The sequence below is a fragment of the Aquibium microcysteis genome (genome assembly GCF_014495845.1).
GTDB classification, from domain to species: Bacteria; Pseudomonadota; Alphaproteobacteria; order Rhizobiales; family Rhizobiaceae; genus Aquibium; species Aquibium microcysteis.
In genome coordinates this window covers 4,044,256-4,063,870 of sequence record NZ_CP061080.1, presented here as the reverse complement: position 1 = coordinate 4,063,870, position 19,615 = coordinate 4,044,256, and the positions used below count along the sequence as shown (strand labels likewise).

The following is a 19,615-nucleotide window of genomic DNA, read 5'->3' as shown; positions in this document are numbered from 1 at the left end:
TTCCCTTCGAACCTAAGCTAAGAAGTCTTGAATGAACGGATTGCAGACCCGCACGGAGCCATAGGATTGGCCGTGGTTGAGGTCCTCGGTGTAGAGAACGGAGAGACCGGCCCGCTCCGTGGCCGTCAGGACGAGCCCATCCCAATGCGAGATGTCGTAGCGTCGCGCCAGCTTGATCGCATGGACGACGCCGGCTGCGTCCAGGCTGACCACATGTTCGTCCTGCAGCGTCTCGATCCACTGCGTGGCCACGTCCGGGCCGTAGGCCAGCTTCCGGCGCAGCACACCGTAGAACTCCATCATCACCTGCGTCGAGATGGTGATTTCGCGCGACTGCATCAGCTGGCGGGCGTGGTCTCTCTTCCGCGTGTCCGGACAGGCCGTGTCGGCGGCATAGACGAGGATGTTGGTATCAAAGAAGGCCGCGTTCACGCATGACCTCCTCGTAGAAGAGTTCGCGATCGAACAGCCGCTCACCGTCCCTCAGGCGGTGTTCCCGCCGGAAAGCATCGGCGTCTGCGACCTGGTACATCCGGCTCCAGGCCTCCGCGCGCGTCGCATGCAGCGTCTCCCGCTCGATCTCGCGTTCGAGGAAGCCGCGCACCATCGCGTTCACCGTCGTGCGGCGCATGGCCGCCAGAACCCGCGCCTTGTCGAGCAGGTCGTCGTCGATGGCGAGGGTGAGGTTCTTGGTCACGAGGTCCTACACGGATTATGTGGAGCACATAATCCGTGTAGGACCGATGTGCAAGCAAAAGCTTCGGGCGAGGCGGGCAGCGGCTTCGGGTGCCGCTCCCGGACGGCGCGTCAGCAATAGGTTTCCGGCACGATCTCGCCCGGGTCGGGCTCGGAGGTCTCGAACTTCAGCATGAGGCCGGAGAAGCCGGTCGTGACCGCGTGGGGGCTGCCTTCGGGAATGAAGGTCAGGTAGGTGTCGCCGGTGCGCGGCATCGGGCAGGGCGGACCCCAGACGTAGCTCGTCAGGGTCTCGTCGGAATGGCGGTTCGACACCGGCTTCTGGAGCAGGGCGCTCAACGGGCCGGGACCGATCGGGGCCGTGGCATCGAAATTGTAGAGATAGCAGCCGATATAGACCCAGGGGTTCGGCGGGTCCTCGTCCTCGTCGATGACGAAGGACGCCCGGCTGACGACGAGAAAATGGTCCTGATCCTGCACGGGCTTCGTCAGGATCGCGTACTCGAACGTCCCCTTCAGTTCGGGATCCGCGGCGGCTTCTTCCGATTTCCCCATCATCACGTCGAGTTCGGGGTTCGCGGTCCGCCCGACGTCGCGCCAGCCCGCCGCCCGCGCGGTGTCGAGCGTGCCCGGATAGCTCATGCGCTGGGGCACGCAGGCATCGGCGAAGGCGTCCACGAAGGCGGTGTCGTAGTCGGCGGCGGCGGCAGGGCAGAGGCTGGAGAAAGCCAGAAGCCCCGCGACCGCCGCCCGACGCATACCTGTCAGCCCTGCACGGCCGCGACGATCTTCTTCGCCGCGTCGTCGAGATCGTCGGCCGAGATGACGTTGAGGCCGCTCTCGTTGATGATCTTCTTGCCGAGGTCGACGTTGGTGCCTTCGAGTCGCACCACCAGCGGAACCTTCAGCCCGACCTCCTTCACCGCGGCGATGACGCCCTCGGCGATGACGTCGCACTTCATGATGCCGCCGAAGATGTTGACCAGGATGCCCTTCACGGCCGGATCGGCGGTGATGATCTTGAAGGCGGCCGCGACCTTCTCCTTGCCGGCGCCGCCGCCGACGTCGCAGAAATTGGCCGGTTCGGCGCCGTAGAGCTTGATGATGTCCATGGTCGCCATGGCGAGACCGGCGCCGTTGACCATGCAGCCGATGTTGCCGTCGAGCGCGACATAGGCGAGGTCCCACTTCGAGGCCTCGATCTCCTTCGAGTCTTCCTCGGATTCGTCGCGCAGCGCCTTGATGTCGTCGTGGCGGAACAGCGCGTTGCCGTCGAACGACACCTTGGCGTCGAGCACGCGCAGGCGGCCGTCCTTCATGACGATCAGCGGGTTGACCTCGAGCAGCGCCATGTCCTTCTCGACGAAGGCCTTGTAGAGGATCGGGAACAGGCTCTCGCCGTCCTTCGCCGCCTCGCCCGACAGCGCCAGCGCGCCGTTGAGCTTCGCTACGTCGGAAGCCGTCACGCCGGTCTCGGGATTGATCGCGACGGTGATGATCTTCTCGGGCGTGTCGTGCGCGACCTGCTCGATGTCCATGCCGCCCTCGGTGGAGACGACGAAGGCCACCTGGCCGACGGTGCGGTCGACGAGGATCGAGAGATAGAGCTCGCGGTCGATGTCGGCGCCGTCCTCGATGTAGAGGCGGTTGACCTGCTTGCCCTCGGGGCCGGTCTGCTTGGTGACCAGCGTGTTGCCGAGCATCTCGCGCGAATGGGCGACGACCTCCTCGATCGACTTCGCCAGCCGGACGCCGCCCTTGGCATCGGGGGCGAGTTCCTTGAACTTGCCCTTGCCGCGGCCGCCCGCGTGGATCTGGCTCTTCACGACGTAGAGCGGGCCGGGCAGCGACTTCGCTGCTGCCTCCGCCTCGTCCACCGACATGATCGCGACGCCTGCGGCGACCGGGGCACCGTAGCCCTTCAGGACCTGCTTGGCCTGGTATTCGTGGATGTTCATCGGGGCTATGGTTCCCTTACTTCAGGTTCGGGGCGATGCCGATACAGGCTTCGCAGAGCGACTGCACGGCGGCGACGGACTTCTCGAACATCTTCTGCTCGGCCTTGTTGAAGTCGATCTCGATGATGCGCTCGACGCCCGCGGCGCCGATGACGACCGGCACGCCGACATACATGTCCGTCAGGCCGTACTGGCCGTCGAGATGCGCCGCGCAGGGCAGCACGCGCTTCTTGTCCTTCAGGTAGGATTCGGCCATCGCGATGGCCGACGCGGCGGGCGCATAATAGGCCGAACCGGTCTTGAGCAGCGCGACGATCTCGCCGCCGCCCTTGCGGGTGCGCTCGACGATGGCGTCCAGCTTCTCCTTGGTGGTCCAGCCCATCTTGACGAGGTCGGGCAGCGGGATGCCGGCCACCGTGGAATAGCGCACCATCGGCACCATGTCGTCGCCATGGCCGCCGAGCGTCATGGCCGAGACGTCCTCCACGGAGACGTTGAACTCCTCGGCCAGGAAGTAGCGGAAACGGGCCGAGTCGAGCACGCCGGCCATGCCGACGACATGGCTCTTCGGCAGGCCCGAGAACTTCTGCAGCGCCCAGACCATGGCGTCGAGCGGGTTGGTGATGCAGATGACGAAGGCGTTGGGGGCATATTTCCGGATGCCGGCGCCCACCTGCTCCATGACCTTGAGGTTGATGCCGAGCAGGTCGTCGCGGCTCATGCCCGGCTTGCGCGGCACGCCGGCGGTGACGATGCAGACGTCGGCCCCCTTGATCGCCGAGTAGTCGTTGGCGCCGAGATAATGCACGTCGAAGCCGTCGACCGGCGAAGACTCGGCGATGTCGAGGCCTTTGCCCTGCGGGATGCCTTCGGCGATGTCGAACATGACGACGTCGCCGAGTTCCTTGAGACCGATCAGGTGGGCCAGCGTTCCGCCGATCATGCCGGACCCGATGAGCGCGATCTTGCTGCGTGCCATGTGGTGGATTTCCCTTGCGACTGCTGGACCTATCCGGCCCGGATGACAGGAATGCGTCTGTTTCTGCCGGTCTTCGGTCGCCTGCGTCCGGCGGAAATTCGACCGTCGCATAGCGTCAAGGGGCGAAAAACTCAATCGAAAATTTCCGAGCGAGAGATTTCAATCGGTTAAGGCTTCAGGGATTTACGTAAACGTCAAAACACGACGTCTGGCTCGATCAGCCGGACGCGGTCGGGGCGCCAGTCGCGACCGGTCTGCCGGACGACGGCTCGGGGGCTGCGGCTTCCCAGGCTGCGCGCCACTCCTCGCTCTGCATCTCCATCAGGCGCGAGGCGGCGCGATCGAACTCGAAGGCTTCGGCTCCGAGGCGACCGCGATAGAGCTCGGTCGGCGCGGCCTCTGCGGTCGCGACGAGGCGGACCTTGCGGTCGTAGAGCGTGTCGATGAGCAGGATGAAGCGCTTGGCGGCATTGCGGGAGGAGTCGTCCATCACCGGAATGCGGTCGAGGAAGATCGTGCGGTACCGTTCGGCGATCGCCAGATAGTCGCGGGCAGCCAGCGGCTTTTCGCAGAGGTCGGCAAAGGTGAAGCGGGCGGCGTCGCGCACCGCGCGCGGGACCGGCACGCGGCGGCCCTTCACCAGGACTTCGTCGGGTTGCTCGCCCGCTCCGTCCGTCAGCGCGCGCCAGGCCTCGTCGAGGCGCTGCTCGTTGGCGGCATCGACCGGATGCATGTACACCGGAACGCCGTTCAGCTTCTCGAGCCGGTAATCCGTTTCCGCATCGAGGTGAAGCACATGGGCATGGCGCTGGAGAATGCCGATGAAAGGCGTGAACAGGGGCCGGTTCAGGCCGTCGCGGTAGAGGTCCTGCGGAGCGACGTTGGAGGTCGCCACCAGCACCACGCCTTCCTCGAACAAGGCCGAGAACAGCCGCGACAGGATCATCGCGTCGGCGATGTCGGTGACCGCGAACTCGTCGAAGCAGAGCACCCAGGCCAGCGCGGCGAGGTCCCTGGCCACCGGCGGGATCGGATCGTCTCCCCTGGCCGTTCCGGCCTTCACCGCCGCGCGGTGGCGACCGATGCGATCGTGCACGTCGGCCATGAAATCGTTGAAGTGGACGCGTCGCTTGCGCCGGACCGGCACGAGGTCGAAGAACATGTCCATCAGCATGGTCTTGCCGCGTCCGACGCCGCCATGGATGTAGAGACCCATGACCGGCGCCTTCGCCTGCCGCTTGCGGCCGAACAGCCAGCCGAGCGAACTCGACTTCGCCGCGAGACGCTTGGCGGCGACGTCCTCGATCAGCCGGTCGAACGCGGCGACCAGCACTTCCTGAGCCGGATCGCGCATGATCTCGCCGCGCGCCACCTTGTCGGCATAGGCCTGACGAAGCGTGCGGAAGGGCGGCGGGCCGTCGCGCGAGGTCATCGATGACTGTCCGGACCGTCCGGTTCTGGAGCGTCAGCGGTTGAGGGAGATCGGCTGCCCGGACGTCATCTGACCGTCGAAGCGCTCGGGGCTCGACGAATAGAGCCGCGCCAGGATGTTGCCGTTGCCGTCGTAGAGCGACAGCTGCTTGCCCGCGACGTTCCACGACTTCACGCCGTCGAGCGGGACCGGGCAACGCAGCGGACCCGCGCGGAAGCCCTGGCCGAACTTCGTCTGCGGCGTGGCGACCCGGCAGCCCTGGCCTGCGACCGTCGCGTTCCAGACGCCGGCGACGCTGCCGGCCGTCAGGTCCGGCGCACTGGCCGGAGCCGCCGCGTTCGGGTCCAGGGCGGCGACCTGCGTGCCGTCGCCGGTCGCGCCGGGAGCGGGCGGGAAGGCGCTCGCATCGGCAGGACCCGACGGCGGGGGCAGATCGCTGGTCACGACGGCTCCGGACGGCGCGGGCGGCAGCGGTGCGGGAGCGGTGCTGACGGGGGTGAATCGGCTGCTCTGGCAACCGGACACGATGGCGAGCGCGACCAGGGCTGCGGCGGCGAGGCCGGTCTTCGTCGATCCGGCAGTCGAAAGCATCATGCGAGATCCTCCATGAGGACGAGGTGAGAACCGTACCGTCCCGCTGCGCGAGTCGGCCAGAAACATGGCATTGTTGGGTCGATAACACGAAGAGGGTCGGGATTTCACGTCCCCGGGGGAAAATTATCCGGCGACGCAACGGGAACGTCCGGTGGCACGGTCCGGCACGTGCCGCAGCCGGTCAACGGCCCCGCTGCGCGCCGAGTGTGTTTGACCGGCGGGTTCTCCCGCACCATTTCCACGAGGAACACTGGCCGTAGCGGGAAGAAAGCGCCATGAACAGGCGGACCTTGATCAAGTGGACGGGCATCGGCGGCCTGACGGCCCTCGCGGGAGGTGGCGCATTGGCGGCGAAGGGCAACGGCAGAAATCCCTATTACGGCGGACCGGTCAGCGATCACTTCGACGGCCGCATCTTCTTCAATCCGGACGGCATTCCTCCGCGTGCCTTTTCCGACCTTCTGCGCTGGCAACTGGGCGGCGGTCGCAAGAGCTGGCCGAAATCCTGGCCGAGCCCGTTTCCGCAGGCCCGTCCTGCACCGGTGCCGTCGCAAAGCGGGCTGCGTCTCACCATGGTGGGACACGCCACGATGCTGATCCAGGCCGGGGGTCTGACATTCCTCACCGATCCGGTGTGGTCGGACCGGGTGTCGCCCGTCTCGTTCGCCGGCCCGCGCCGCGTCAACGCGCCCGGCATCGCCTTCGACGACCTGCCGCGGATCGACGTGGTGCTGCTCTCGCACAACCATTACGACCATTTCGACGTCGCGACCCTGAAGCGGCTGAAGGAGGCGCATGATCCGCTGGTGGTGACCCCGCTCGGCAACGACACGATCCTGCGCCGGTCCGTTCCGACGATGCGGATCGCGAGCGGCGACTGGGGCCACCATCACCACCTCGTCCTGCCGCACGGCGAGGCCTTCATCCACATCGAGCCGGCGCACCACTGGTCGGCGCGGGGCACCGGCGACCGCCGGATGGCGCTGTGGGGCGCCTTCGCGGTCGAGACCGCGGCCGGGAAGATCTACTTCGCGGGGGACACCGGCTTCCATCGCGGCATCAACTATCGCGAAGCGGCGCGCAAGCACGGCGGATTCCGCCTCGCGCTGCTGCCGATCGGCGCCTACGAGCCGCGCTGGTTCATGGAAGGCCAGCACCAGAACCCGCAGGAGGCCGTGGAAGCCATGATGCTGGTGGAAGCGGCTTTCGCGGCGGGCTGCCACTGGGGCACATTCCAGCTCACCAACGAGGCCATCGAGGAGCCGCGCGACCATCTCCATGACGCGCTGGACGCGCAAGGCGTGCCGCGCGAGCGGTTCCGCCCCATGCTGTCGGGCGAGGTCTGGGACGTACCTGCCGCCGTCGTCTGACGGAACAAAACGGCTTTCGCCACATTTCCCCCCAACGAACGGAGGGAAAAACGATGCTCGACTGGATCCTTATCCTGCTGGTCGTGGCGGCGGTCGCAGCGCTGCTCGGCTTCAACACCATCTCGGGTGCCGCGCTGACGGGCGCCAAGCTTCTGATCGGGCTCGTCCTGATCCTGTTCCTGCTGGTGCTGTTCGGGATCATCGCGCTGGCCTGATCCCCTGCCGTACTGGTAATCCGGAACCGATTCCGCCATATAGCGGGCTGAACAGAGCAATCCGGTTTCCGGCCATGTCCAACCGCGCCCCCTTTGCCAAGATGAACGGGCTCGGCAACGAGATCATCGTTGCCGACATGCGCGGGCGTGCGGATCGCGTCGCACCGGCCGCCGCGCTGGCGCTCGCGGCCGATCCCGCGACACGCTTCGACCAGATCATGGCGATCCATAACGCGCGGACGCCGGGTACCGGCTGGTTCGTCGACATCCTGAATTCCGACGGCTCGTCGGCCCAGGCCTGCGGCAACGGCATGCGCTGCGTGGTGCAGGCGCTCGCCGCCGAAACGGGCGACAGGCTGTTCACCTTCGAGACTGTCGCGGGAATCCTCAATGCCGAGGAACATGCCGACGGGCTGATCTCCGTCGACATGGGCAAGCCGAAGTTCGGCTGGAAGGACATTCCCCTTGCGGAGGAATTTCGCGACACGCGTGCCATCGAGCTGCAGGCCGGCCCGATCGACGCGCCGATCCTGCATTCCCCGTCGGTCGTCTCGATGGGCAATCCGCATGCGATCTTCTGGGTCGAGGCGGACGTCTGGAGCTACGCGCTCGACAGGATCGGGCCGCTTCTCGAAAACCACCCGATCTTCCCCGAACGCGCCAACATCACCATCGCGCAGGTCACGTCGCGCCAGGCGATGACGATCCGCACCTGGGAGCGCGGGGCGGGGCTGACGCGGGCCTGCGGCTCTGCGGCCTGCGCGGCGGCTGTGGCGGGGGCGCGGACCGGCCGGACGGAGCGCAGCGTGGCGCTGACGGCGCCGGGCGGAGTGCTGCGCGTCACCTGGCGCGCGGACGATCACGTCGTCCTGACGGGTCCCGCCGAATGGGAGTTTTCCGGCCGGTTCGACCCGCAGACCGGCGTCTGGACCCGCGAGACGGAGGGCGTGCACTGATGTCCGGCGAACGCGCCGGCATCGACGTCGTCACCTTCGGCTGCCGGCTCAACACCTACGAATCCGAAGTGATGAAGCGCGAGGCGGAAGCAGCCGGCCTCGGCGAGCTCGCCGGCGGCGCGGTGATCTTCAACACCTGCGCGGTGACCGGCGAAGCGGTGCGCCAGGCGCGCCAGGCGATCCGCAAGGCGCGCCGCGAGAATCCGGCCGCGCGCATCATCGTCACCGGCTGCGCCGCGCAGACCGATCCTGCCGGCTTCGCCGGCATGGAGGAGGTCGACCTCGTGCTCGGCAACGAGGAGAAGCTCAGGGCGCACAACTACCGGGCGCTGCCGGATTTCGGCGTCAACGACACCGAGAAGGCGCGCGTCAACGACATCATGTCGGTGACCGAGACCGCCTCGCACATGGTCGACGCGATCGAGGGGCGGGCGCGCGCCTTCGTCCAGGTCCAGAACGGCTGCGACCACCGCTGCACCTTCTGCATCATCCCCTATGGCCGCGGCAATTCGCGCTCGGTGCCGATGGGCGCCGTCGTCGAGCAGGTGAAGCGGCTTGCCGGCAATGGCTACCGCGAGGTGGTGCTGTCGGGCGTCGACATGACGAGCTACGGCGCGGACCTGCCGGGCGCGCCGCGGCTCGGCCGGCTCGTGCGCACCATCCTGCGCCAGGTGCCCGACCTCGACCGGCTGCGGCTGTCGTCGATCGATTCCATCGAGGCGGACGGCGACCTGATGGAGGCCATCGCCACCGAGCCGCGGCTGATGCCGCATCTGCATCTGTCGCTACAGGCGGGCGACGACATGGTGCTGAAGCGCATGAAGCGGCGCCATCTCCGCGACGATTCGATCCGCTTCTGCGAGGACGTGCGGCGGTTGCGGCCCGACATCGTCTTCGGCGCCGACATCATCGCCGGCTTCCCGACCGAGACGGAGGCGATGTTTCAGAACTCGCTGTCGATCGTCGAGGCCTGCGGGCTGACGCATCTGCACGTCTTCCCCTATTCCCCGCGCGAGGGAACACCCGCCGCGCGGATGCCGCAGGTCGCCCGGCGCACCGTGAAGGACCGCGCGGCACGGCTGCGCGAGGCGGGTGAACGCGCCCATCGCCGTCACCTCGAGGCGCTGGCCGGAACCGTGCAGCGCGTGCTGGTCGAGCGCGAAGGCCTCGGCCGCACGGAAGGCTTCACGCTGGTCGCCCTCGGCGAGGGCGAGCCCGGCCAGATCGTGACCGTGCGGATCGCCGGCCACGACGGATCGAGACTGGTCGCCGAGCCGCTCCACGCGGCAGCGGCCTGAGGAACGGCGCATGGCATTCGGATTCATCAGGAAGGTCTTCTCCTTCGGCAAGGACAAGGTCGAGGAGACGACGCCGGCGGCCGAGGCCCGCGTCGGGCAGCCGGTCCCCGAGGCGGACGCCGCCGAAGCGCCCGCTGCAGCGCAGCCCGCCGCGCCGGTGCCAGCCGCCCAGCCCGCACCCGCCCAGCCCGCACCCACAGGCGAGATCGCGCCGCCGCTGCGCGAGCCGTCGCCGATCCATGCCGACCCGCTGCGCGACGAGGTCGCTCCGGAGATCGACCCGGTCCCGGCGCCCGCGCCCGCCGGTCCCGTTGCGCCGGCAGAGCCTGCCGCGCTCCCCAGGCCCGCATCCGTCAGTGACGGAACCCCGGACGTCCCCGCCGCCGCCGCTGCGGACACGGCCCCGGCGCCCTCGGCCATCACGCCGGCGCAAGCACCCGCGGCCGTTGCCCCCGTCGCCGCCCCCGCCGCCGAGATCGCACCGCCGCTGCGCACGCCGCCGCCGGTCGCCGTCGATCCCGTCGCTGACGAAATCGCGCCGGAGCCCGCCCCGCAGCCGACCCCGCCGCCCGCCGGACGCATCACCGTCGGCAAGGCGGTGGAGCGTCGCGAGGACGCGCCGGCCGTCCCCGTGGCTCAGGCGGTCAAGCAGGGCTGGTTCCAGAAGCTGCGCGACGGTCTGTCGCGTTCCTCGCGCGAGCTTTCGGGCTCGATCGCCGGCGTCTTCACCAAGCGCAAGCTCGACGAGGACACGCTGCAGGACCTCGAGGACGTGCTGATCCGCGCCGATCTCGGCATGGAGACGGCGATGCGGGTCACCGATGCGCTGGCCTCGGGCCGGTACGGGCGGGACGTCTCGGACCTCGACGTGCGGACGATCATGGCGCAGGAGGTCGAGAAGGTCCTGAAGCCGGTTGCCCGGCCGCTGGAGCTCGATCTCTCCGTCAAGCCGCACGTGATCCTGGTGGTCGGCGTCAACGGCACCGGCAAGACCACCACCATCGGCAAGCTTGCCGCCAAGCTGACGGCGGGCGGGTTGAAGGTGATGCTCGCCGCCGGCGACACGTTCCGCGCCGCCGCCATCGAGCAGCTGAAGATCTGGGGCGAGCGGACCGGCTCTCCCGTGGTCGCCACCAAGCTCGGCGCCGACGCAGCCGGCCTCGCCTGGGATGCCTTCGAGAAGGCGAAGGCGGCGGGCTCCGACGTGCTGATCATCGACACTGCCGGCCGGCTGCAGAACAAGACCGAGCTGATGGCGGAGCTGGAAAAGATCGTGCGGGTGCTGAACAAGCTCGATCCGGACGCGCCGCACACCGTGCTCCAGACAGTGGACGCGACCACCGGCCAGAACGCGCTCAATCAGGTCGAGATCTTCCGCAACGTGGCGGGCGTGAGCGGGCTGGTCATGACCAAGCTCGACGGCACCGCCCGCGGCGGCATCCTCGTGGCCATCGCGGCGAAGCACAAGCTGCCGGTCTATTTCATCGGCGTCGGCGAACAGGTCGACGACCTCGAACCCTTCTCGGCGAACGATTTCGCCAAGGCGATCGCCGGCGTGAACTGAGCCTGCCGCGCCCGCGCCACGGCCAGAAGCGAAAGGACAGCACGATGCAGGAACCGATCCTCGAGCGCGATCCCGCCGACCCGAAGCGCAAGCCGATGAACCCGCTGCTCAAGCTGGCGCTGGAGCTCGGGCCGCTGATGGTCTTCTTCTTCGCCAATTCGCGCGGCGAGTGGCTTGCCGAGCGGTTTCCGGCCCTCGGCGCGTTCGGCGGCCCGCTGTTCATGGCCACCGGCCTCTTCATGGTCGCGACCGCGATCTCGCTCACCGTCTCCTGGCTGCTCGTCCGCACCCTGCCGATCATGCCGCTGGTGTCCGGCGTCGTCGTCTTCGTCTTCGGCGCGCTGACGCTCTGGCTGCAGGACGAGATCTTCATCAAGATGAAGCCCACCATCGTCAACACGCTGTTCGGCGTCGTGCTGCTCGGCGGGCTCTTCTTCGGAAAGTCATTGCTGGGCTACGTCTTCGACGAGGCCTTCAAGCTCGATGCCGAAGGCTGGCGCAAGCTGACGCTGCGCTGGGGCGTGTTCTTCCTCTTCCTGGCCCTCGTCAACGAGGTGGTCTGGCGGCTGTTCTCGACCGATACATGGGTGGCGTTCAAGGTCTGGGGCATCATGCCCATCACCCTGATCTTCACTTTCAGCCAGATGCCGCTCATCATGCGCCACTCGACGGACGACACGTTCAGGAAGAGGTAGTCCCATGGAGTTTCTCACCAGCCGCGAAGACCTGCGCCGCCTCTACAAGGCACCCGGCGATGGGCCGATCCGGAAGGAACTTCCGCTTCTCGACCGGCATTGCCGCGCTTTCATCGCCAGGAGCCCGTTCCTGCTGATCGGATCATCGGACGGTCGCGGGAACGCCGACGTCACGCCGCGCGGCGACAGGCCGGGCTTCGTCGCCGTGCTCGACGACCACACCATCGCGATCCCCGACCGGCCGGGCAACAACCGGCTGGACACGCTGGAGAACATCGTCGCCGAACCGGCGGTCGGCCTCTTGTTCCTGATCCCGAACATGAACGAGACGCTGCGCCTCAACGGCCGGGCCCGCATCACGGCGGACGAAGGCCTGCGCGAGCGCCTCGCCGTCGACGGCAAGCGCCCCACGACGGTCATCGTCGTCACCGTCCAGTCCGTTTACATGCACTGCGCCAAGGCGTTCATGCGCTCCAATCTCTGGGCGCCCGAGACCTGGCCGGCGCGCTCGGAGATGCCGACGCTGGGCGAGATCCTCAAGGACCAGATCGCCTATGCGGCGACGGCGGCGGAAGCCGACGAAGCGCTTGCGGAGGCCTACGCCAAGTCGATGTGGTGAGGACGCGCGCGGCGCGTCGGTTCCTTCACCGGGGACGTGCGTCGCCGTTCTCGCCCGGCGGATTGGCGAAGGGCGCCACGCCCCTGCCATCCTGCACCATGCGCTCGTGGCGCAGCATCCAGTGCACGGTCGGGAAGGCGAGGTCGCCCCAGGGGATCTCGTCCCAGGAGAACAGCGCCACCTCCAGGCTCTCCTCGCCGGCCGCGTAGACCGGCTCGGCCAGCGTGGCGCGGTAGATCAGCTGCACCTGGGAGAGCCGCGGCACCGAGTAGATGGCAAGCAGCCCGTCGATCGCCAGCGCCGCGTTGGCTTCCTCGCGGGCCTCGCGGCGGGCGCCGTCCTCCGGCGTCTCGTGCAGTTCCATGAAGCCGGCCGGCACCGTCCAGAAGCCGTGCCGCGGCTCGATCGCGCGCCGGCAGAGCAGGATCCTGCCGTCGTGCCGCACCACGGAGCCGACCACGATCTTCGGGTTCTCGTAGTTCACGAAGCCGCAGGTCTCGCAGACGGCACGCTCATGCGTGTCGCCATCGGGGACGGTACGGGCGAAGATCGGGGACAGGGGATAGACCATGGAGGCGCAAGATAGGGCGGCGGCGCGACGTTGCCAATCGGGGGAAAGCGGCGGAGAGGAGCTTTGGCTGGGCCAACGCGCGTGGCGTCTCCACCCCCACCCCTGGCCCCTCCCCGCAAGGGGGAGGGGAAGCCGGTCAACCCGCCGCCAGCGCCTTCTCGATCTGCGGCATCAGCTCCTCGGTCACGCTCTGCGGCGTGAAGGGGCCGACGTGCTTCCACAGGATGGTGCCGTCGCGGCCGACGAGGAAGGTCTCGGGCACGCCATAGACGCCCCAGTTGATGGCGGTGCGGCCGGCATCGTCGGTGCCGATGGCGTCGTAGGGATTGCCGAGTTCGCCCAGGAAGCGGCGGGCGTTCTCGGGCTTGTCCTTGTAGTTCAGCCCGGCGATCCGGATGCGGTCGTCCTGACCCAGTTGCATGAGCAGCGGGTGCTCCTGCCGGCACGGCGCGCACCAGGAGGCCCAGACGTTGACCAGCGTCACCTGGCCCTCGAAGGCGGCGCTGGCGAGGCCGGGCAGGCCGGTGCCGTCGAGCGGCGGCAGGTCGGTCTGCGGCGCCGGCCGGCCGATCAGCGCGGAGGGGATGGTCGAGACGTCGCGGCCGGAGAGAAGCTGCGCCAGGAACAGCCCGGACAGGGCGAGGAACAGCGCGAGCGGCACGAAGACCAGCCAGCGCCGCGGCCGTGTGGGCCGGGTGTCTTCCACGTTCATCGCTTGTCGGTTCCGGCGCGGTCGGAGCGGCGGCGCACCCCGCGGGCCTCGAGGTCGGCGAGTTCGGTCCTGCGGGCGCGCTGGTCGATCAGGTTCCAGGCGACGAGGGCCAGAATGCCGAGCGCGGAGATGCCGTAGGCGGCGGCGACGAAGAGTTCGTGCGACATCGGGCTCAGGCCGCCGCAGCGTCGGCGCGGCGTGCGGACACGCGGCGCATGGCGATGACGCGGCGGCGCCAGATCTCGGTGCGCATCGCCATCAGGTGCAGGGTGAAGAAGAGCAGCGAGAAGCCGAGCGCGCAGACGAGCAGCGGCCACAGCATCGAGGGGTGGATGGTCGGACCGTCGAGGCGGATCACCGAGGCCGGCTGGTGCAGCGTGTTCCACCAGTCGACCGAGAACTTGATGATCGGGATGTTGACGAAGCCGACGAGCGTGACGATCGCGGCCGCGCGGGCCGAGCGGCCGGGGTCGTCCAGCGCGCGCGTCAGCGCGATCAGGCCGAGATACATCAGGAACAGCACGAAGACCGAGGTCAGCCGCGCGTCCCACACCCACCAGGTGCCCCACATCGGCTTGCCCCAGATCGAGCCGGTGATCAGGCAGAGCGCGGTGAACATGGCGCCGATGGGGGCGGCGGCCTTGAGCGAGACGTCGGCCAGCGGATGGCGCCAGACCAGCGTGCCGATCGCCGAGGCGGACATGATCGAATAGCACATCATGGCGAGCCAGGCGAAGGGCACGTGGATGTACATGATGCGGACGGTGATGCCCTGCTGGTAGTCTTCCGGGGCGGCGAATGCCATCCAGATGCCGGTCGCCAGGACGAGGACGGTCAGCCCGGCCAGCCAGGGCACGACCGCATTCGCGAAGCCGACGAAGCGCGTCGGGTTCGCGAGATCCGTCCAGCGGGCGGTGGCTAGCGTGGTCTGGCTCATGACTGTCTTCAATAGAGGGATCGAGCGCTTCCCGCAATTGACGCCCATCAAAGCGGCGTGATCGCGGCGGCTTCCGGCCTGCGACGGAATCGCTCAGGTCTACCGCGCCACTTCCTCCAGGATCGCCATCGCGTCCGCCGCCCGCGCTTCCGGCACGAAGAGATGGTCGTGGTGAAAGGCCGAGACCGGATTGACGCCGATGCCCGCCGCGGCCAGCCGCGGCAGGATGGCGGCGAGGAAGCCGACAGCCTCCAGCGACGAATGGACCTCGAGCACGATCCGCCGGCAGGGGAAGGTGAAGCCGAGGCCCGCCCGCCCGGCCTCCGCGCGCGGCAGCACCAGCGTCGTGCCTTCGTCCTCGGCAAAGCGCATCAGCGCAGCGAGCCCTGCCGGCTCCGGGCTGCCCGCGGGCAGCGTGGCGAAGACGTAGACGGTCTCGTCCAGCCGCGGCGACATGGCCGCGAGCAGCCGCGCGAGGTCGGTTTCGGCTTGCATCAGTCGGCCGACCATCGCAGCGCCGCTGCCGCCGCCACCGGGCCGAGCACGGCGAAGAACAGCGTCATCGCCGTCATCAGCAGGAAGGGCGGCAGGAAGGGGTCGGGCTCGGTGACGGCACCGTAGCTCGCCGAGACGCCGAAGATCAGTACCGGGATCACCAGCGGCAGAACGAGCACCGAGACCAGCAGCCCGCCGCGCGGCAGCGAGACCGCGACCGCCGCACCCGCCGCGCCGATGAAGGCGATGGCCGGCGTGCCGAAGAACAGCGTCAGCGTCGCTGCGCCGATGCCCAGAGGCTCCATGTTCATGAACAGGCCGAGCAGCGGCGCCGCGATCACCAGCGGCAGCACGCTCGACGTCCAGTGCGCCAGGCACTTCACGAACACCGCCAGCGCCAGCATGCGGCGCTCGCCGGCGATGATCAGCAGGTCGAGCGAGCCGTCGTCGCGGTCGGCCTGGAACAGCCGGTCGAGCCCGAGCAGGCTCGCCAGAAGCGCCCCGATCCACAGGATCGCCGGCCCGATGCGGGCGAGCAGGTTGAGGTCCGGCCCGACGCCGAAGGGGATGACGGCCACCACGGCGAGGAAGAACAGGATGCCGACCAGCGCCCCGCCGCCGGCGCGGATGCCGAGGCGCACGTCGCGGAGGTAGAGGGCTAGCATCGGTCGTCGCTCATGAGCCTGAAGCGAAGACGCTCTGCGGCGCCCCCCTCTGGCCTGCCGGCCATCTCCCCCACGAGGGGGGAGATCACCTGGCCTCTCCCGCCACGCCTCCCCTGCAACGCTGGTGATTGGCGAAAGCGCTCATGACGGCCGATCTCCCCCCTCGTGGGGGAGATGTCCGGCATGACAGAGGGGGGCGCAACAGAACGCATCGCTGATCGTTGTTCCATCACTGACCCATCCGCAGTTCCTGCGCCCATTCCAGCCCGAGCGGCAGGTGCGTCGCGGCGAGGATCATGCCGCCGTCCTCCAGATGCGCGGCCATCAGCTTCGCGAACTGCGCCTCCGAGGCGCGGTCGAGCCCCGCGGTCGGCTCGTCGAGCATCCAGACCGGGCGGTAGGAGACCAGCAGTTTCGCGATGGCGATGCGGCGCTTCTGGCCGGTCGAGAGATAGCCGAGCGGCAGGTGGCCGATCTCCTCCAGCCCCACCATCTCCAGCGCCTCGGCCACCGGCAGATGCGGCTCGCCATGATAGTCGCGCCAGAAGGAGAGGTTCTCGGTGACGGTCAGCGCCGGCTTCAGCGCGTTCTGGTGGCCGAGATAGTGGCAGGCCGACATCACGTCCGGCCAGTCCGGTTCGCCGCCCTCGATCCGCACCGTCCCACCGGCCATCGGCAGCAGGCCCGCCACGATGCGCAGCAGCGTCGACTTGCCCGATCCGTTGGGGCCCGTGACGAGCAGCCCCTCGCCGTCCGACAGCGAAAAGGAGATGCCCGAGAAGATCGTCTCGCCGCCCCGCTCGCCGTCCAGTTGGTCCGCCACGAGGCGCATTGCGGATCGTCCCTTTCTGGGCTGAAAGTCGCATGTGCGTCGCAGCATAATTCCCGCGCGCGACACTGGCACTCTCTTTAGAAATTCTCTAAGAGGTCAGCAACCGTGCCAGCGGTCGGCATGGAGACCAATCGAGCCGGACCGGCGCATCTTCCGCGAGGAGGGGAGCGCCCGGAAGCGGACAGCGGAAATGACCGTACCCGCACCTTTGCGCGTGATGCACTGGCGTCCGTTTCCACATCGGCAACGAACAGTTAGGGATCGTACGTGTCAAATTCTCTCGACAGCTTCAACTGCCGCCGGACCCTCCAGGTCGGCGACAAGGCCTATACCTATTTCAGCCTCGTGGAGGCCGAGAAGAACGGGCTCGACGGCATCGCGCGGCTGCCCTTCTCGATGAAGGTGCTGCTGGAGAACCTGCTGCGCAACGAGGATGGCCGTTCGGTCACCAAGGCCGACATCGAGGCCATCAAGGCCTGGCTGGTCGACAAGGGCACCGCGGGCCACGAGATCGCCTACCGCCCGGCGCGCGTGCTGATGCAGGACTTCACCGGCGTTCCGGCCGTGGTCGATCTCGCGGCGATGCGCGACGGCATCAAGGCGCTCGGCGGCGATCCGCAGAAGATCAACCCGCTGGTGCCGGTCGACCTCGTCATCGACCATTCGGTCATCGTCGACGAGTTCGGCACGCCGATGGCCTTCAAGCGCAACGTCGATCTCGAATACGAGCGCAATGGCGAGCGCTACCGCTTCCTGAAGTGGGGCCAGCAGGCCTTCCAGAACTTCCGCGTCGTGCCGCCCGGCACCGGCATCTGCCACCAGGTCAACCTCGAATATCTCGGCCAGACCGTCTGGACGAAGGACGAGGACGGCGAGACGGTGGCCTATCCCGACACCTGCGTCGGTACCGATTCGCACACCACCATGATCAACGGTCTCGGCGTGCTCGGCTGGGGCGTCGGCGGCATCGAGGCGGAGGCGGCCATGCTCGGCCAGCCGGTCTCCATGCTCCTGCCGGAGGTCATCGGCTTCAAGATCACCGGCAAGCTCAAGGAAGGCGTCACCGCCACCGATCTCGTGCTCACCGTCGTGCAGATGCTGCGCAAGAAGGGCGTGGTGGGCAAGTTCGTCGAGTTCTACGGCGAGGGCCTCGCCAACATGACGCTCGCCGACCGCGCCACCATCGGCAACATGGGTCCGGAATATGGCGCCACCTGCGGCTTCTTCCCGGTCGACAGGGAGACGCTGAACTACCTCACCGTCTCCGGCCGCAAGGCCGACCGCATCGCCCTCGTCGAGGCCTACAGCCGCGCGCAGGAGATGTTCTGGATGCCGGGCGCCGTCGAGCCGGTGTTCACGGATACGCTGGAACTCGACCTCGGCACGGTCGTGCCGTCGATGGCCGGCCCGAAGCGTCCCGAGGGCCGCATCCCGCTCGAAGACATCGCCTCGGGCTTCGCTCAGTCGCTGGTCAAGGAGTACAAGAAGGACGCCTCCGAGGCCGACAGGCGCTGGAAGGTCGAGGGCGAGGATTTCGACCTCGGCCATGGCGACGTCGCCATCGCGGCGATCACCTCCTGCACCAACACGTCGAACCCCTCGGTGCTGATCGGCGCCGGCCTGCTCGCGCGCAACGCCAACCGGCTCGGCCTCAAGCAGAAGCCCTGGGTGAAGACCTCGCTCGCCCCCGGCAGCCAGGTGGTCGCCGAGTATCTCGAGAAGTCGGGCCTGCAGAAGGAGCTCGACCAGATCGGCTTCAACCTCGTCGGCTTCGGCTGCACCACCTGCATCGGCAATTCCGGCCCGCTGCCGGCGCCGGTATCGAAGACCATCAACGACAAGGGCCTGATCGCCGCCGGCGTGCTGTCGGGCAACCGCAACTTCGAGGGCCGCATCTCGCCCGACGTGCAGGCCAACTATCTCGCCTCGCCGCCGCTGGTCGTGGCCTACGCGCTCGCCGGCACCGTGGCGAAGGACCTGACCACCGAGCCGATCGGCCAGGACCGCGACGGCAAGGACGTCTTCCTCAAGGACATCTGGCCCTCCAACCAGGAGATCCAGGAGTTCATCCACAAGCACGTCACGCGCGATCTGTTCGAGCAGAAATACGCCGAAGTGTTCCAGGGCGACGAGAACTGGCAGGCCGTGCAGGTGCCGGCCGGCGAGACCTATGCCTGGGACGACGACTCGACCTACGTGCAGAACCCGCCCTACTTCGTCGGCATGGGCCAGAAGGCCGTCGACGTCGGCGACATCAAGGGCGCGCGCATCCTCGGCCTGTTCGGCGACAAGATCACCACCGACCACATCTCGCCGGCCGGTTCGATCAAGGCCGCCTCGCCGGCGGGCAAGTACCTGACCGACCACGGCGTCGGCGTCGCCGACTTCAACCAGTACGGCACGCGGCGCGGCAACCATGAGGTGATGATGCGCGGCACCTTCGCCAACATCCGCATCCGCAACTTCATGCTGGGCGAGAACGGCCGCGAGGGCGGCTACACGATCCACTATCCCTCGAAAGAGGAGATGTCGATCTACGACGCCGCCATGCAGTACAAGCAGGAAGGCGTGCCGCTGGTCATCTTCGCCGGCGTCGAATACGGCAACGGCTCCTCGCGCGACTGGGCGGCCAAGGGCACCAACCTGCTCGGCGTCAAGGCGGTCGTCGCGCAGTCCTTCGAGCGCATCCACCGGTCCAACCTCGTCGGCATGGGCGTCATCCCCTTCGTCTTCGAGGAGGGCACCTCCTGGGCCTCGCTCGGGCTGAAGGGCGACGAGACGGTGACGATCGACGGGCTGGAGACGATCAAGCCGCGCCAGACCATGGCGGCCAAGGTCACCTATGCGGACGGATCGACGCGCGAAGTGCCGATCGTCTGCCGCATCGATACGCTGGACGAGCTCGACTACTACCGGAACGGCGGCATCCTGCAGTACGTGCTGCGCGATCTCGCGGCCTGACCGGCCGAAACGTCGGGACCATCGCGGCCGCCGGGAGCAATCCCGGCGGCCTTTTCTTGTGCTGCG

The 19,615-nt window shown here is 68.0% G+C and carries 22 protein-coding genes; 8 read left to right on the top strand and 14 right to left on the bottom strand.

Features of this window, described 5'->3' with window-relative positions; all coding sequences use genetic code 11:
• Window positions 1-12: 12 nt before the first annotated feature.
• The 7 genes from IAI54_RS18965 to IAI54_RS18935 all read right to left on the bottom strand — a co-directional run bounded on the left by IAI54_RS18965 (window position 13) and on the right by IAI54_RS18935 (window position 5,656).
• Window positions 13-432: a PIN domain-containing protein gene (locus tag IAI54_RS18965; protein WP_187968677.1), complete on the bottom strand. Its 420-nt coding sequence runs from the start codon at window positions 430-432 to the stop codon at window positions 13-15.
• Window positions 413-697: a hypothetical protein gene (locus tag IAI54_RS18960; protein ID WP_187973403.1), complete on the bottom strand. Its 285-nt coding sequence runs from the start codon at window positions 695-697 to the stop codon at window positions 413-415. Before IAI54_RS18960 ends, IAI54_RS18965 begins: the two co-directional genes overlap by 20 nt.
• Before the next feature lie 110 nt (window positions 698-807).
• Window positions 808-1,455, bottom strand: a complete 648-nt coding sequence (locus IAI54_RS18955) for a hypothetical protein (RefSeq protein WP_187968676.1) — start codon at window positions 1,453-1,455, stop codon at window positions 808-810.
• Between the two features lie 5 nt (window positions 1,456-1,460).
• Window positions 1,461-2,654: an ADP-forming succinate--CoA ligase subunit beta gene (sucC, locus tag IAI54_RS18950; protein WP_187968675.1), complete on the bottom strand. Its 1,194-nt coding sequence runs from the start codon at window positions 2,652-2,654 to the stop codon at window positions 1,461-1,463.
• Between the two features lie 16 nt (window positions 2,655-2,670).
• The gene (mdh, locus tag IAI54_RS18945) at window positions 2,671-3,633 is read right to left on the bottom strand and encodes a malate dehydrogenase (protein ID WP_187968674.1); all 963 of its coding nucleotides are present in this window, start codon (window positions 3,631-3,633) and stop codon (window positions 2,671-2,673) included.
• 217 nt (window positions 3,634-3,850) lie between these two features.
• Complete coding sequence (gene zapE, locus IAI54_RS18940; RefSeq protein WP_187968673.1) at window positions 3,851-5,065, bottom strand: cell division protein ZapE; 1,215 nt, start codon at window positions 5,063-5,065, stop codon at window positions 3,851-3,853.
• A 33-nt stretch (window positions 5,066-5,098) separates the two neighbouring features.
• A complete protein-coding gene (locus IAI54_RS18935; RefSeq protein WP_420838311.1) occupies window positions 5,099-5,656 on the bottom strand; it encodes an AprI/Inh family metalloprotease inhibitor in 558 nt (185 codons plus the stop codon).
• Between the two features lie 278 nt (window positions 5,657-5,934).
• Here IAI54_RS18935 and IAI54_RS18930 point away from each other — a divergent pair, with 278 nt between their 5' ends.
• The 7 genes from IAI54_RS18930 to IAI54_RS18900 all read left to right on the top strand — a co-directional run bounded on the left by IAI54_RS18930 (window position 5,935) and on the right by IAI54_RS18900 (window position 12,376).
• Complete coding sequence (locus IAI54_RS18930) at window positions 5,935-7,029, top strand: MBL fold metallo-hydrolase (RefSeq protein WP_187968671.1); 1,095 nt, start codon at window positions 5,935-5,937, stop codon at window positions 7,027-7,029.
• 53 nt (window positions 7,030-7,082) lie between these two features.
• Complete coding sequence (locus IAI54_RS18925; protein ID WP_187968670.1) at window positions 7,083-7,244, top strand: DUF1328 family protein; 162 nt, start codon at window positions 7,083-7,085, stop codon at window positions 7,242-7,244.
• A gap of 74 nt (window positions 7,245-7,318) precedes the next feature.
• Complete coding sequence (dapF, locus tag IAI54_RS18920; protein ID WP_187968669.1) at window positions 7,319-8,200, top strand: diaminopimelate epimerase; 882 nt, start codon at window positions 7,319-7,321, stop codon at window positions 8,198-8,200.
• The gene (gene mtaB, locus IAI54_RS18915) at window positions 8,200-9,498 is read left to right on the top strand and encodes a tRNA (N(6)-L-threonylcarbamoyladenosine(37)-C(2))-methylthiotransferase MtaB (protein WP_187968668.1); all 1,299 of its coding nucleotides are present in this window, start codon (window positions 8,200-8,202) and stop codon (window positions 9,496-9,498) included. Before dapF ends, mtaB begins: the two co-directional genes overlap by 1 nt.
• A 10-nt stretch (window positions 9,499-9,508) precedes the next feature.
• Complete coding sequence (ftsY, locus tag IAI54_RS18910; RefSeq protein ID WP_187968667.1) at window positions 9,509-11,062, top strand: signal recognition particle-docking protein FtsY; 1,554 nt, start codon at window positions 9,509-9,511, stop codon at window positions 11,060-11,062.
• A 44-nt stretch (window positions 11,063-11,106) separates the two neighbouring features.
• The gene (locus tag IAI54_RS18905) at window positions 11,107-11,757 is read left to right on the top strand and encodes a septation protein A (protein ID WP_187968666.1); all 651 of its coding nucleotides are present in this window, start codon (window positions 11,107-11,109) and stop codon (window positions 11,755-11,757) included.
• A gap of 4 nt (window positions 11,758-11,761) precedes the next feature.
• Complete coding sequence (locus IAI54_RS18900; RefSeq protein WP_187968665.1) at window positions 11,762-12,376, top strand: pyridoxamine 5'-phosphate oxidase family protein; 615 nt, start codon at window positions 11,762-11,764, stop codon at window positions 12,374-12,376.
• Between the two features lie 25 nt (window positions 12,377-12,401).
• On the opposite strand, the gene IAI54_RS18895 is transcribed toward IAI54_RS18900, so the two are convergent.
• From IAI54_RS18895 to ccmA, 7 genes are all read right to left on the bottom strand, one after another.
• Entirely contained in the window at window positions 12,402-12,947 is a 546-nt protein-coding gene (locus IAI54_RS18895) for an NUDIX hydrolase (protein ID WP_187968664.1), read from the bottom strand.
• 136 nt (window positions 12,948-13,083) lie between these two features.
• Window positions 13,084-13,659 carry a DsbE family thiol:disulfide interchange protein gene (locus tag IAI54_RS18890; protein WP_187968663.1) on the bottom strand — a complete coding sequence of 192 codons (576 nt, stop codon included), beginning with the start codon at window positions 13,657-13,659 and terminating at the stop codon, window positions 13,084-13,086.
• Window positions 13,656-13,826 (bottom strand): heme exporter protein CcmD, encoded by a 171-nt coding sequence (gene ccmD / locus IAI54_RS18885; protein WP_187968662.1) that lies wholly within the window; start codon window positions 13,824-13,826, stop codon window positions 13,656-13,658. Before ccmD ends, IAI54_RS18890 begins: the two co-directional genes overlap by 4 nt.
• A 5-nt stretch (window positions 13,827-13,831) precedes the next feature.
• Complete coding sequence (locus IAI54_RS18880; RefSeq protein WP_187968661.1) at window positions 13,832-14,596, bottom strand: heme ABC transporter permease; 765 nt, start codon at window positions 14,594-14,596, stop codon at window positions 13,832-13,834.
• A gap of 99 nt (window positions 14,597-14,695) precedes the next feature.
• Complete coding sequence (locus IAI54_RS18875) at window positions 14,696-15,091, bottom strand: ACT domain-containing protein (protein WP_187968660.1); 396 nt, start codon at window positions 15,089-15,091, stop codon at window positions 14,696-14,698.
• Window positions 15,091-15,756 carry a heme exporter protein CcmB gene (ccmB, locus tag IAI54_RS18870; RefSeq protein ID WP_187968659.1) on the bottom strand — a complete coding sequence of 222 codons (666 nt, stop codon included), beginning with the start codon at window positions 15,754-15,756 and terminating at the stop codon, window positions 15,091-15,093. Before ccmB ends, IAI54_RS18875 begins: the two co-directional genes overlap by 1 nt.
• A 229-nt stretch (window positions 15,757-15,985) precedes the next feature.
• Complete coding sequence (gene ccmA / locus IAI54_RS18865; protein ID WP_187968658.1) at window positions 15,986-16,588, bottom strand: heme ABC exporter ATP-binding protein CcmA; 603 nt, start codon at window positions 16,586-16,588, stop codon at window positions 15,986-15,988.
• Window positions 16,589-16,855: 267 nt separating this feature from the next.
• Between ccmA and acnA the strand changes: the two genes are divergently transcribed.
• A complete protein-coding gene (acnA, locus tag IAI54_RS18860) occupies window positions 16,856-19,549 on the top strand; it encodes an aconitate hydratase AcnA (protein WP_187968657.1) in 2,694 nt (897 codons plus the stop codon).
• Window positions 19,550-19,615: the final 66 nt, after the last annotated feature.